Annotated in this window: 10 protein-coding genes; 6 read left to right on the top strand and 4 right to left on the bottom strand. The window is 38.2% G+C overall.

Annotated features, from left to right (window positions below):
- The first annotated feature begins 715 nt into the window (after positions 1-715).
- The gene (locus H5157_RS19935; RefSeq protein ID WP_182711799.1) at positions 716-1351 is read left to right on the top strand and encodes an isoprenylcysteine carboxylmethyltransferase family protein; all 636 of its coding nucleotides are present in this window, start codon (positions 716-718) and stop codon (positions 1349-1351) included.
- 92 nt (positions 1352-1443) lie between these two features.
- On the opposite strand, the gene H5157_RS19940 is transcribed toward H5157_RS19935, so the two are convergent.
- From H5157_RS19940 to H5157_RS19950, 3 genes are read right to left on the bottom strand one after another with little or no spacing between them, the layout of a single operon-like run.
- Positions 1444-3462 carry a bifunctional diguanylate cyclase/phosphodiesterase gene (locus tag H5157_RS19940; RefSeq protein ID WP_182725373.1) on the bottom strand — a complete coding sequence of 673 codons (2019 nt, stop codon included), beginning with the start codon at positions 3460-3462 and terminating at the stop codon, positions 1444-1446.
- 4 nt (positions 3463-3466) lie between these two features.
- A complete protein-coding gene (locus H5157_RS19945) occupies positions 3467-3994 on the bottom strand; it encodes a YfiR family protein (RefSeq protein WP_024596128.1) in 528 nt (175 codons plus the stop codon).
- A 9-nt stretch (positions 3995-4003) separates the two neighbouring features.
- Positions 4004-6064, bottom strand: a complete 2061-nt coding sequence (locus H5157_RS19950; RefSeq protein WP_182725374.1) for a TonB-dependent receptor domain-containing protein — start codon at positions 6062-6064, stop codon at positions 4004-4006.
- A gap of 480 nt (positions 6065-6544) precedes the next feature.
- Between H5157_RS19950 and H5157_RS19955 the strand changes: the two genes are divergently transcribed.
- The 4 genes from H5157_RS19955 (at position 6545) to H5157_RS19970 (ending at position 10512) form a co-directional block, all read left to right on the top strand.
- Positions 6545-7420, top strand: coding sequence for a diguanylate cyclase domain-containing protein (locus H5157_RS19955; RefSeq protein WP_182725375.1), 876 nt, complete (start codon positions 6545-6547; stop codon positions 7418-7420).
- Positions 7421-7863: 443 nt separating this feature from the next.
- Positions 7864-8880: a kelch repeat-containing protein gene (locus tag H5157_RS19960; RefSeq protein WP_182725376.1), complete on the top strand. Its 1017-nt coding sequence runs from the start codon at positions 7864-7866 to the stop codon at positions 8878-8880.
- Entirely contained in the window at positions 8877-9593 is a 717-nt protein-coding gene (locus H5157_RS19965) for a Sir2 family NAD-dependent protein deacetylase (protein WP_182711793.1), read from the top strand. Before H5157_RS19960 ends, H5157_RS19965 begins: the two co-directional genes overlap by 4 nt.
- A 121-nt stretch (positions 9594-9714) precedes the next feature.
- Positions 9715-10512: a response regulator gene (locus H5157_RS19970; protein ID WP_182725377.1), complete on the top strand. Its 798-nt coding sequence runs from the start codon at positions 9715-9717 to the stop codon at positions 10510-10512.
- Positions 10513-10576: 64 nt separating this feature from the next.
- On the opposite strand, the gene H5157_RS19975 is transcribed toward H5157_RS19970, so the two are convergent.
- Positions 10577-11890, bottom strand: coding sequence for a M20/M25/M40 family metallo-hydrolase (locus tag H5157_RS19975; protein WP_182725378.1), 1314 nt, complete (start codon positions 11888-11890; stop codon positions 10577-10579).
- A 646-nt stretch (positions 11891-12536) separates the two neighbouring features.
- Between H5157_RS19975 and H5157_RS19980 the strand changes: the two genes are divergently transcribed.
- Positions 12537-13082 (top strand): GNAT family N-acetyltransferase, encoded by a 546-nt coding sequence (locus H5157_RS19980; RefSeq protein ID WP_013868587.1) that lies wholly within the window; start codon positions 12537-12539, stop codon positions 13080-13082.
- Positions 13083-13320: the final 238 nt, after the last annotated feature.

A 13320-nucleotide genomic window follows, 5' to 3' on the forward strand; every position in this document is an offset into this window, starting at 1 on the left:
TTGGACCCACCTGACTCCATGCCGAACTCAGTAGTGAAACGAAACAGCGCCGATGATAGTGTAGCATTTGCTATGTGAAAGTAGGACATTACCAGGCTTCAAATTGTAGAGAGCCCGACTAGAAACAGTCGGGCTTTTTTACGTCTGCAGAAAAGTAAAATGTGCGCAATTATCATCCACTCACAGCAACACCCATCACGTAGGTCGGGCGAGCACAGCGACTCCCGACGTTAAAATCACAGCAAAATCCCTCAATATCTCAATGGGCCAATCCAGTAGCATTTGCTATGTGACTCTCCACCGCTGTGGGCACTACGACATTACCAGGCTTCAAATTGTAGAGAGCCCGACTAGAAATAGTCGGGCTTTTTTACGCCTGCAGAAAAGTGAAATGTGCGCAATTAATATACACTCATACCAACACCATCAAGTAGGGCGGAAAAATAGATCACTTAATTAAGCGAATTGGTATAAAAATAAAATTGTGAACTACCGAATTTACGTTTTCGGTTTGTGTAAGCAGTTGTTTAGGTGAAGTATCAAACAGAATTTATAAATTAGTTTGATTAGTTGATTATAACTCGTTAACTAACCACAGACTTAGCTTGTTTATGAGGGCAATGAATACTAATATGATTTCATAATCTTATAACTAAATCTATTGGCTTAGTTGTTTTAAAATTACTACCAATAATGATTGTGAGCTGTAACTTAAATGCCTTATGAAACATTTGTAGATGACTCTGCATCGCTAGTTGAATTTACCCGAGTTTACTTAGCTATTTTTTATACTTTTGTTGCCGGATTTTATACATTTAGAATTATTTATAAAAATCGAAATACACCATCAGGCGTTATTTATCCCGGTGATAAATTTTGTACTAGTTGGTGGAACCATATGGTTTTTAAGTTTTTCAGAGCTGCTATTTGGTTTGTATGTGTAGTGAGAGTGTTTGTACCTGAGTTAGATAGCTATCTTGGGCTATTCCCAATACTCAATGGCTGGCCAGGCGTATTATTTGGCGATGTATTATTGACCGCAGGCTTTATTTTAACGATGTTTGTACATTTTCAGATGGCAGCCCTTTGGCGTTCAGGAATTGATCCTAAGGGACCACATGAGCTTAAAACATCAGGATTATATGAATACTCTAGAAATCCGATGTATTTAGGTATCGTAGCAGCACAAGTAGGTTTCTTTTTAGCCTTACCTAGTATATTTAGTTTGATCTGCTTAGTGGTTGGTTTAATTGCTATATATAGACAAACTTTAGTTGAGGAAGCTCATTTGACCCATCGTTTTTCTACACAATATAAAGAGTATAAATTACTTGTCCCTCGCTGGTTATAGCTTGAGGTAAGGCTATAAGTATATTGAATGTAAATTAAGAGTTATGGGGTTTTCTATATTGAATTGTAAAAGGTTCACACGATAGACAAAAATTAGATCACTTCTTTTTGTTCTATGTATTTTCCCATAAACTCTTTTTTAGAAATAGCCTTTGAAAAGAAGTAGCCTTGAATGTAATCACAAGCAAGCTGCTTTAATAGGTCATACTGTTTTTGTGTCTCAACTCCTTCAGCAACCACCATTACGTCTAGATTGTGAGCCATAGTGATAATAGCTTTCACGAGAGCAATACTATTATCGTTTGATTCTATATCGTTGATAAATGAGCGATCTATTTTTAAAATATCTATATCTAAGCGCTGTAAATACGCCAAAGAAGAATAACCAACACCAAAGTCGTCAATCGCAATATCTATATTAATAGTGCTTAAGCGTTTTAATTGTCGTTGTATTGACGAGTCGGGATCCATTAAAGTATTTTCAGTGACTTCAATTAAAATGGTGTTTGCGGGTAGTTGGTACTTTTTACTTGCAACAATCCATTCATCCACCCAGCAACCAGCGCGGTCAATTTCAAGAGGTGATGTATTTACACTGACTTGAATTGTCTTTTCACTTAAAACATTGAATTGGACGGTATCTTGAATTGCTTGAGATTTTACCCATTGGCCGATATAATTTATTAATCCGTTTTTTTCAGCAACTGGTATAAATTCATTTGGCCCTATTAGGCCTCTTTCAGGGTGGTTCCAACGAATTAAGGCTTCAGCTTTTGGTACTGATTTCCCGTCAATTGAAAATATAGGTTGGTAAAATAATTCAAATTGGTTTTTAACAATTGCAGTGCGTATTTCCTCTATTAGACGACGCTTTTCTGTGGCTTTTTCTTCGATAGCATAGGAGAAAAACTCATAGCGATTCCGCCCTTTATTTTTAGATAAATACATTGCTTGGTCAGCGCGTCTAACGAGCTCTTCTACTGTTAAACCATCAGCAGGGAAAAATGTTAAACCTATGCTTGCAGTAACATAGACTGTCTCTTTTTTTACTTTAATGCTCTGCATTAAACTACTTTTTACTGCTTCGGCAATTTTTGATGCTTCATCCGGGCTATTTACACCCTCTAAAATTAATGTAAATTCGTCACCACCCAAACGTGCGACTGTATCTTTAGTCGTTATACAACTTTGCAGTCTTGTTGCTACTTGGTGTAAGAGTAAATCACCGTAGTCGTGCCCTAGGCTGTCGTTTACTTCTTTAAAGCCATCCAAATCTATGAATATAAGGGCGAACTTCATTCCCTTAATACTTACTAAGCTTTGTAGTTTTTCGTAAAAATAACGCCTGTTCGGTAAGTCGGTTAATCCATCTTGGTAGGCATATTGTTGCAACTGAACATTCGCATTTTCAAGTTCATTAGTACGCAGTCTAACTTGGTTTTCTAATGAATTTTCTCTTTGCTCAATGTTGTATAACATCGCATTAAAACAAGAGGTTAATTGTCCTACTTCATCTTGTGATAGCTGTTTAGCGCGTAAGCTATAATCGTGTGATGTAGTTATTTTACTTGCTGTTTGAGCTAAATATAAAATAGGGTTTAAAAAGCGACGCCTTAATAAAAGAGATAAAATTAGGCTGATGGCAAAGGTGAATATCATCAAAATCACTATAAACTTAAAGTAAAAAGTAATTCTGTCTTGAATGTAGCTGTTGTTAGCGCGTATTTTTAATATACCGTAATCATGCATATCGAGCTGAAGGGGTGTACTTACTTCAATACTTTGCTCCATATTTTCATCTTCGGATTGCGCAATAACAAGTTGCTCACCAGTCATACTTGTTACCATTATACTAATAACATCTGAGCGTATAAGTATTGGGTTTATAAGCTCTTGCACTGCATCAATATCATCAAACATAAGTGCTGTAGTTATATTCGGTGAAAGCATTTTTGACAGAGAGCCCAAGCTTTCTATTTGTTCCTCTTTAGCGCTAGTGATTTCATAAGCACTAAATACAATGGTTACTGTCGCGGTTGATACAAGTGCAACACTCATTAAGATAAATAGTAATTTTTTGCTCATCGTATTTAATGCAAATAGTTTTTTCATTGCACTACCTATCTACAACGCGGGCAAGGCGTAGCACTTTTGAGCTCATAGTAATGCCTGCATCTTTAAGCTGTTTCGGAGCAATTTCAAAGCGAATTTTACCACTGGAAAGAAAAAACCTGATATGACCGCCATTTTCAATAAATGTGTCTGTTTCACCAATGAGCATAACGTTTTTCAGCTCTAAAGGTGTTATGTTTTGCCATTCGATAAATGTATCAGAGGTAATAAATAGCATGTTACACGCCGAGGTTGTTACTTCATCCAGAGTGATTAATTTATTGTATAGAGGTAAGTTTTTTATAGTGCGACTTTTTAAAGCGTTGTTAGCCGCATCAATAAAGTATTTATCAGGGCTACAAATAATAAATTCATTAAGAGATTCTAAATGATAATCCCAGTGTCCAAAACGTGCAAAGTTATATAAGAAGCCTGCTTTTAGCATGTATTCTTTTTCAACAGCGCCAACGCTGGCACTAAGAAGTGTCAACGTTATTAAGCTACTGTGAATTAAACTTCTTAATTTAATCATCTAATTAACTTAGAAATTTGCTGAAATTGTAAATGTAATACATTCATCAATATAGTTTGGTAATGTATAGGTTTCGCGCGTATTATTGTACTCAATATGTGAACCTGCAAAGAGGTTTTTACCCGAAATTGCAGTAGACCACACAGGTGTTGCTTGCCAATTCCAACTAACATCTAACGTTGTGTAATTATCAGTGTTATATGCATTTGAGTTTATTGCGCGCAATGTCGCAAACACATTATGGTTGGTTAAAAAAGAATAATCGGCTTTTGCAAATAACTGCCTGTTTTTAGAGTCATAGCCGATTGCGGGCTCTACTCGAGGAGGTAAATCGTAGTTATAATCGGTGTAACTATAACCAAACTCAGTATTGAGATTATCAACAGGTTGCCACGATACAACTAGGTCGAACCCTTTAGTGGTCGTGTCTGCTACAGATGCAAAGTCTAAATCTACGCGAGTCATTGTTAGTGCTTGAAATACTTCTGGGATTCTCCCTGCTAGAAATAATTCAAGTATAGGTGTGAATTGTTCAGCATGCGTATTCATATCAATAACCGCTACGTTATTAGCATCGGTATAATAAGTAGAAAGATCCAATGACCAATCGTTAGCAGTAAAACGGTAGCCTAATTCATAAGATAGATAGTTTTCAGATTTAACTTTGTCGTTACCATTTAGGTAGGTTGTAATTCGGTAGTCGTCTATTTGTCCAAAGCCAGAGCTTAAACCGGTAAGATCTTTAATTTCAGTACCATTAACTTTAAAGTTGTCGTTAAATTCAATCAATGTTGGTGTACGTACACTTCTCGATATAGCACCCCAAGTAAGGTGGTTATCTACTGGTTTGTATATAAGCCTTGCTGACGGTTGATTTTCCCAGCCAGTTAAATCGTTATGATCAAGCTTAGTACCAATAATAAAATCGAGTGTATCAGGCGTCACATTGTATTGAGCTTGAACAAGTGCACCAAACTGTTTGAGGTTATCAAAGTTTTTATCGCTATCTAAAAATACACTTTCTGCGAAAGAGATAGAGTTATACCGGTAGTTTAATCCCCAATCTAGCTGTAGAGATTGGTATATGAAGTTCATTTGATAATCAATATCTATCGATTCAAAATCTTCTTTAATATAATCTTGGGAACCATTTTGTTTCAGCCAAGAAATTTGTAGCATTTGATTGGCATCGGGCGACACTCTGTTTTCAAGGCGTGCCATTATGCGTGAGTCTGTTCGCTTTAAATCATCTGAGAATGAAATGTTTTCGTTGGTTTCATCTATAACACCTCGGTAGTTTTGACCAAGTGTTGAGTGAGTAACGTCCCCCTGAAGTAGCGCAGACCACTCATCATTAGGGGTAAAGTCAGCCCGAAAACCTAAAGAATTTTGTTTAGTTGTATCGTTAGGTGCGAGTAAGATCCCTTTTTTTGATTCATTCGCATCTTTTACATGACCATACACACGGTAGCTGCCTATGTTACTTATATCACCACCGTAACGAAGATTTGCATCAACATTTATTTGATTACCAGTTGTTACGTTTGCGTATCCACCGCGAGTATCAATACTGTTTTTAGTAATGATATTAATCACGCCATTATTTGCGTTACTACCCCAAAGTAATCCGCCTTGTCCGCGTATTACTTCAATGCGTTCAATGTCATACAAAGGAACGTTGAGTGTTTCCCAATAAACTGCAGCAAATTTTGGGGTATATAAGCTTTGTCCGTCAATCATAACCAATAGCTTGCTAGAAAATCGAGAGGCAATACCTCTTGATGAAATAGCCCATTGATTGTTATCGAGCTGACGTACAATTAAACCAGGCACCATTTTCAGTGCTTCAGGTACTGATGTAGCACCAGAGTTAGTAATTTGTTCTTTACTTAATACATAAATAGATGAAGCGGTATCAAATGCTGATTGCGCTCTTTTCATCGCAGAAGTTGCTTGTACATCCATGCCCATTAAAGCATCAAGGTCGAGGTCTTCATCTTCAAACGGCTCGGCCGTTAAGAGAGGGCAAACAAAAAGTAATGGCCAAAACAAACGTTGTGATATTTTCACCCAAAAGTCTCCTGCGCAATCAAAAAATCAAAAACAGTCTTTGTTTTTGTAACACATGTGATATCACACAATATTAACATACATTAACAGTGTAAAAGCATAAATGAGATTAAATCAAGGTAGCTAATTTTGTAGTAGTTAAAAGGTCTAATTTCGCCCAATTGAACTGTAAAAATATAGTTAAATGAACTTTATAAGTATATTTATTAAAGAGTCAGTAAAATGTAAATAACTGATAAATATATGTTTATATACAACTTAAAATTTAGTCTATTTCAGAATAACTTCAAAGTATTTACGGTTATTAAATATTTAATCTTAACTTTTTCGTGTCATGCTTCTCAAAGCAATATTAATTATATGGGCACAATTTATACCTAGCCCTGTGTTATCTGCGATTGTGGTTTAATTATCTTTGCTTTTGTTAAAGCTATATAGAATACTTAAATTTGCTTGGTTTTGCTTTGAAGGCACCAAAGTATGATAAAAAATGAATTAATTAATGTAGAAGCAGTACTCGATTTAATGCTTGATGCCGTTTGTGTGGTAGATAAACAAGGCACATTTGTTTTTGTAAGCGCAGCATTTGAGCAAATTTTTGGTTATACGGCCGACGAAGTTGTAGGCAAAAAGATGATTAACTATGTTTACGAAGGTGATCATTACAAAACGCATAACGCCGTAACTTCGCTATTGTCTGGCGAAACGGTAAACCCTCGCTTCGAAAACCGCTGGATGAGAAAAGATGGTCAAGTAGTCCATATATTATGGTCTGTTCGTTGGTCAGAGCAACATCAAGTAAGAATTGCAGTAGCGCATGATATAACTGAGCGAAAAGTAATGGAAGAGCAGCTCCATTACATGGCTCGGCACGATGTGTTAACTGGTTTGCCTAATCGCTCTTTATTGATGGAGCGATTAGAAAAAGTAATTATTAGTGCAACTACAAACAACACATTTTTTTCTTTACTGTTTATAGACATAAATGGCTTTAAAGCAGTAAACGACACCCACGGACACGAAACTGGCGATAAGCTTTTATGTGCTATAGCAAAAAGGCTTTCAGCGTCGGTTAGGCATTACGACACAGTAGGGCGTTTAGGTGGAGACGAATTTTTAATTATTTTAGATAATTTAAGATCTAGCCACGAAACCGTCAGAATAAAAAATAAAGTCCTCACTGAGTTTAAAGCTGTCTTTAAGTTAGATGACGTACTACTAAATATTTCCCCCAGTATTGGCATTGCAAACTACCCAGAGCACGGCCAAACAGATCACGAACTTATAAAATATGCTGATCAAGCTATGTACAAAAATAAACAACAAGGCTTAGATAACGTAACCTATTTACCTTAAAAAATTATGCTGAACTACCACCTTAGACAGCTCATCTTCACAACGCCCTTAACTACAATACATTACTTACCGCCACATTTTTAATAGCGGTTTTCCAGCGCTGCGTTAAAAATCTATAAATGCTCTTACAGCAGTTTGTAGGTAGTTCCTTGATAAATAAACTGCACAAGTAATGTCTGGGTGATAATGAAGGCAATTACCGTATAGGCAGTAATACATTTTTTACTAATGATGCAGGCGAAAGCAAAGTTTCGGTCACTGATTACGCAACAGCAATGGTTGATGTAGCGCAAAATGCAGCGTACGTAAATCAGCATATTAGTATTGCCTACTAATATGGTTATTAATCAAAAGCGTTTGATTATTTTGATATAACAATACTGGCTCACAAGGCTAAAATAATTTAATCTGAGCGTATTAATTCTTATTAAATTATTTGCCTTATGAGCCTTCTTTTTTCTCTTGCGTTAGCAAGCCTTCCCGCTTTACCTGAGCCTGTTGCAAATAATGCTGTGGCTAAAGTTATTGTAAAAAACCAGCCCTACTTTTTAAGCTTTATGGGGCTGGGGCGCGATAAACAATACTCGTCAGTGCATAACAAAGTGTGGACGCTTAAAGTTGGCGATTCACAGTGGCAATCTAAAACTGGTGTGCCTTCAAGCTTGCCATTAAAAGGGCGCTTAGCAAGCACCGCAGTCGGCTTAGGCGAGTACGCTTATGTGTTTGGCGGTTATACGGTAGCAGAGGATCATACTGAAGTTTCAAGCCCCGACGTATATATGTACGACGTAATAAAAGATACCTACACTCATCTTGCGAGTATGCCAGTACCCGTAGACGATAGCGTAGCGCTGAGCTACAAAGCGCGTTACATTTATCTAATTAGCGGTTGGCATAACGACGGCAACGTAAACTTAGTACAAGTATACGACACGCAAAATAATACATGGCAACAAGCCTCGCCATTTTTAGGTGAGCCTGTATTTGGCCAAGCCGCTGCTATTAGTGGTAACACCATTGTTATTTGTGATGGCGTTAAAACACAAGCTAATCCTGATTCGCGTCGCTCGTTTGCAGGTGTAGCACAGTGCTTAAAAGGCACAATAGATTCAACTAATCCACAAAAAATAGATTGGCGTACGTTGCCACATCCAACAGGCACTGCTCACTACCGAATGGCAGCCACCAGCTATAATGGCAATATTTATATGATGGCAGGCTCTAATAACCCATATAACTACAGCGCAATAGGTTACGACGGCAAACCTGCACCAGCAAGTGACCATGTTTGGCGCTTTAGTATCGAAAAAAACAAATGGCAGATTTTATCCCCAGTTGAAGTAAAGAGCATGGATCATCGTGGCTTACTTGAGCACAGTGGGGTTTTATATCGAATTGGCGGCATAGATAATAATCAGCAAGTAAGCGCTAACGTGCTCGGTTACGAGGTTGAAAAGTGAACACTCTTTACATTACAGGAGCGGGAGTCAGCGCAGCCAGTGGTATTCCCACCTTTAGAGGGGAGGATGGTTATTGGACCATTGGCAGTAAAAATTATACGCCTATGGAAATGGCAACGCGCGCAATGTATCAAAACGCCCCAAAAGAGTTTTTAGCATGGTATTACCATCGCTTTGCAACGTATCGCAACCATGGCCCAAACGACGTACACCATTGGCTAAGTGACAAAAACCTAATTACTCAAAACATAGATGGGCTTGATGGCAAAGCGGGTAACAAAAATTACATAGCGATACACGGCAGGCTTGATCAAATGACCTTATTTCATGAGCAAGGTGAGCCAGTCACGCCACTTGCCACCCCGTGGGATAGCGTAGACGAAAACTGCCTGCAAGAGTCTCTTTTTGAGCTATTTAATATTCAAAACCAAACGCCTGAGCTAAACCATTCATTTAAGCCCTTTGTTTTATTATTTGACGAATACTACACCGAGCTTTACAGAATAACACAAGCACAACAGCGTATGCTCAACGCCGATAAAATTGTATTTATGGGCACCTCGTTTAGCGTCAATATTACGCAAATGGCAATTGAAATAGCCCGAAATTACGACATTCCTGTTGAAGTGGTTGACCCTGAACCTGCACATATTTTGCACGCTAACGTCACATATAAAAAAATGAATGCATTAGATTACATTCAATCTAATTAATAAGTGCTATATTTTAAAGGGGTTGGTAATGTTTTCTTAAATATTAAAATCTCTTTATATAATATTAACGAGTCAAAAATGTTATTATTATCCTGATTATAACAATACTAAAGAGATCTGAATGAGCGACTTAACTGCAATAGCAAACTTGTCCATTTTACTTGTAGAGCCTTCAGAGGTTCAGCAAAAAATAATAATAAAATCGCTTTTAGAAAGTGGTGTAAAACAAGTTGAAACTGCATCTACACAAACACAAGCGCTTAGCTTATTAGCAAGTTATCACCCTGATCTAGTTATAAGCTCTATGTATTTATCTGACGGGACAGCCGACTCACTATTGCAAGAAATAAGATCAAACCCTATCACCGAGCACCAACCTTTTATGCTTATATCGAGCGAGCGTAATAAAAAATACCTTGAGCAATTACGCCAATCGGGTGTGCTGGCTATTTTGCCTAAGCCTTTTAGCGCAAAAGCCATTACCCGCGCACTCAAAGCAACCCTCGATATCATAAGCGAAGAAGAAGTAGAACTTGATCATTTTGACGTAACGTTGCTGCGAGTTTTAGTGGTAGACGACAGCCGCTTTGCGCGTAAACACATAATACGTGTACTTGCAGGGATGGGAATACCTGCACCAATAGAAGCTGAAAACGGTAAAGAAGCTATTGAGCACTTGAATAACCAACCGTTTGACTTAATAGTAACCGACTACAACATGCCAGAAATGGACGGGCGAGAACTAACAGAAGCCGTTAGAAGCTCAAATAGCTACTCACATATTCCTATTTTAATGGTGAGCTCAGAGGCAAACGACACTCACCTAGCTAATATTGCTCAAGCGGGAGTTGATGCTATTTGTGATAAACCGTTTGAACCGGCCACAGTGCGAGAATTATTGTTTAAAATAATGTCTTAAAAGTAAGTACAAGCGTAGGACGGTTATTATTTGGCCTACGCTCATCTTTAAAATACATTTACTATTACAGTTTTCCTAATCTATAAATGAGTAATGCAGTTTTTTTAATGTTTTTATCAAGGCTGGTTAAATCGGCTGTTTCGTTTTTAGTATGCGCGCCGCTGCCCATCAAACCTAAACCATCAAGTGCCATATCAACATGATTTGCCGCAAATGAAATATCAGCTGCACCTGCGTTGCGAGGGTTGGCGGCTACTACTTTGTTGAAGCCTAAATCGTGGCTTGCGTCGCTGTATAATTCTAATAGCTTTTTATTGCCATCAGTTAATGCCATTGGCGGGTAACCGTCTTCAAAAATAAGCTCTGCTTTACTGCCATCTAAGTTTTTAGCCACAATTTGTAGCATAACCCTTTTAGCGCTTTCTACCTGCTTTGGCGAAAGTGCGCGTAAATCACCTGCAACATGCACGGTTTGTGCTATTACATTACTTTTACCAAATGCCGTTGCTGACGAATTAGCACTGTCGTAATCGGCATTTGTACCGCCCACAATAAGCCCTGGGTTAAATGTTAAATTAGGTTGCGTGGCAAGTTGCTCTCTAAAATCATTTAAAATGCGTGATGCTTCGTAAATAGCGCCATATCCAACGCTTTCGCTAAATATTTGTGACGAATGCGCTGCATTTGCCGTTACATTTAGCGTCCAACCGGTATAACCACGGCGCGCCGCCATAGCTGTTTTTATATTGTTATCGCCATTTTCATAACCAAGCGCTACGTCAGCCCAAATTGCTGCATCAACAATAGCTTGTTTAGATAAGCTAAGCGGGCGACCGCTGCTTTCTTCATCGCCAGTCAGCAATACTTTTATGCTTACATTTTCGAGTAAATTAAGGGCTTGTAAGCTTTTAAGTGCGGTAATTATTATCGTGTTACCGCCTTTCATATCGGCAACGCCTGGGCCACTGGCTGTATCGGCATCAAGTTGTTTGTAGGTAGTAAAGTTATCGTTTTTGGCAAATACCGTATCTAGATGGCCGATCATCAGTATTTTTATTGCATCGGGGTTTTTACTCTCATGGGTTGCCAGTACATGTCCTGCGCGGTTAAACGCACTGCCATCCAGCCATTCTACTTTAAAACCAATGGCCTTAAGTTGCTTGCTTGTCAGCGCGCCTACTTTTTTTACACCTTCAATATTAAGCGATCCGCTATTAGTATTTACGGCTTGCTCTATTTCTTTAAGTGCTTGGGGAATGTTTTTATCGACCTGTTTTACTATTTCACGCTCATTTTTATCAAGCGCCGCATGGCTTGTAAGTGGTAGGGTACTAGCAAGTGTAAGGATAAGTGCATGGCTAAATTTTAAAAATGACATAACAGCCTCATAATTGAAGAAAAGAGTTAGGGCGTGTTTATCTTTGATGGTTGAATTTGCAGCAGTGTGTTTGGTTTTTAGGCAAGGCAGAGCCTATGTAGTGTGGTTACTCCCCATAAATAGGCGATAACGTAGCATAAATGCCAAACATGCGCTGCCCGTTGGATTCTTTCTAGGGACGATAAACTCTTTGTTGCTCGGTTTTTACTTAGCCCACTAGGTTACAAACCTCGCGCCGCGATTTAATCGCCCCTAGATTGAACAAATTTCAATCCGCAAAGGTCAACACGCCCCAATATGAAGTAAAAATACAGAGTATTCAATAGGCGTGGTTTATATAAATAATAATGAGCTACAAGGTTAAGGGTTATAGGGGGAGCGCGTTGTTGGTTTAAACACAGATATTTAAAATATAACCTTTTAACTAACAACCAAGCTGTATAAATAAACAACGATTTGTCTGGTATTACTGATCTCCACCATTTTGGGGTTTTGCTGCATTTAGAAAAGGTAAGGCGAAGCTAACTAACTGTTTACAGTTGTTTATTTTATAGCTAGGATAAAGTTATTGTAATATAAGGACATTTGCCGGTTTGTAAAGCGACAAATGTCGTAGACTAAATTGTTATGTTTTTAAGAGGAAATCATGTTTACATTGGATGTTGATACCGATCTGAAACTGGCTTTGGTTACTCCCAAGTATGCTTCGGCCTATCTTGAAATTGTCAGTCGAGAGCGAGAATATTTGAGTCAATGGTTAGCTTGGCCTCCTCATGCAAGCAATGAAGAGTTTTTTCTTAGCTTTATCAAAAGTTCATTGCATGATTATGCTGATGGAAAATCCTTAGTTTGTGGGATGATTTACCAAGATAAGTTGGTTGGAAATATCAGTTTTAACAGTATTAACCGTCAACTGAAAAAAGTAGAGATTGGCTACTGGTTAAGCTCTGAATACCAAGGTAAAGGTATCGTGAGTAAGTCAGTTTTAAAACTGACCGACTTGGCTTTTACTGAATTTGATATGGAAAAGGTTCAGATATCAGCAGCGAGCGAAAATATTCCAAGTCGTAATGTATGTGAACGTTTAGGTTTCTCGCTTGAGGGCATAATCAGTTGCGCAGAAAATTTGAATGGCCGAGTTGTAGATCATGCTGTTTATGGTCTAAATCGTACCAATTGGCCCAAAACATAACAAACGCTTCAAGAGGGACAGCCAACGCGCGGTATTTTACTATGCGTTGGTTTTTGTGATTACGGTGTTATGCGGAAGCTTAGTAGTAGCGTTGGCTGCCCCTTAAGCGGGCGTGGTATGACTCCCACTGTCAAGTTAAGCACACTGATCCTTGCTTCACTTTTTAAGCCATAATTACTTCAGCTCGAATTAGAGCGAGTTAATACATAGGATGAAGCAAGTAATTTCGTCGGTTATC

This window comes from Pseudoalteromonas sp. SG43-3 (assembly GCF_014164385.1).
Taxonomy (GTDB): domain Bacteria; phylum Pseudomonadota; class Gammaproteobacteria; order Enterobacterales; family Alteromonadaceae; genus Pseudoalteromonas; species Pseudoalteromonas distincta.

Coding starts and splice junctions, on each gene's coding strand:
- H5157_RS19935 (WP_182711799.1), top strand. CDS start 716: ATGCCTTATGAAACATTTGTAGATGACTCTGCATCGCTAGTTGAATTT.
- H5157_RS19940 (WP_182725373.1), bottom strand. CDS start 3,462: ATGAAAAAACTATTTGCATTAAATACGATGAGCAAAAAATTACTATTT.
- H5157_RS19945 (WP_024596128.1), bottom strand. CDS start 3,994: ATGATTAAATTAAGAAGTTTAATTCACAGTAGCTTAATAACGTTGACA.
- H5157_RS19955 (WP_182725375.1), top strand. CDS start 6,545: ATGATAAAAAATGAATTAATTAATGTAGAAGCAGTACTCGATTTAATG.
- H5157_RS19960 (WP_182725376.1), top strand. CDS start 7,864: ATGAGCCTTCTTTTTTCTCTTGCGTTAGCAAGCCTTCCCGCTTTACCT.
- H5157_RS19970 (WP_182725377.1), top strand. CDS start 9,715: ATGAGCGACTTAACTGCAATAGCAAACTTGTCCATTTTACTTGTAGAG.
- H5157_RS19975 (WP_182725378.1), bottom strand. CDS start 11,890: ATGTCATTTTTAAAATTTAGCCATGCACTTATCCTTACACTTGCTAGT.
- H5157_RS19980 (WP_013868587.1), top strand. CDS start 12,537: ATGTTTACATTGGATGTTGATACCGATCTGAAACTGGCTTTGGTTACT.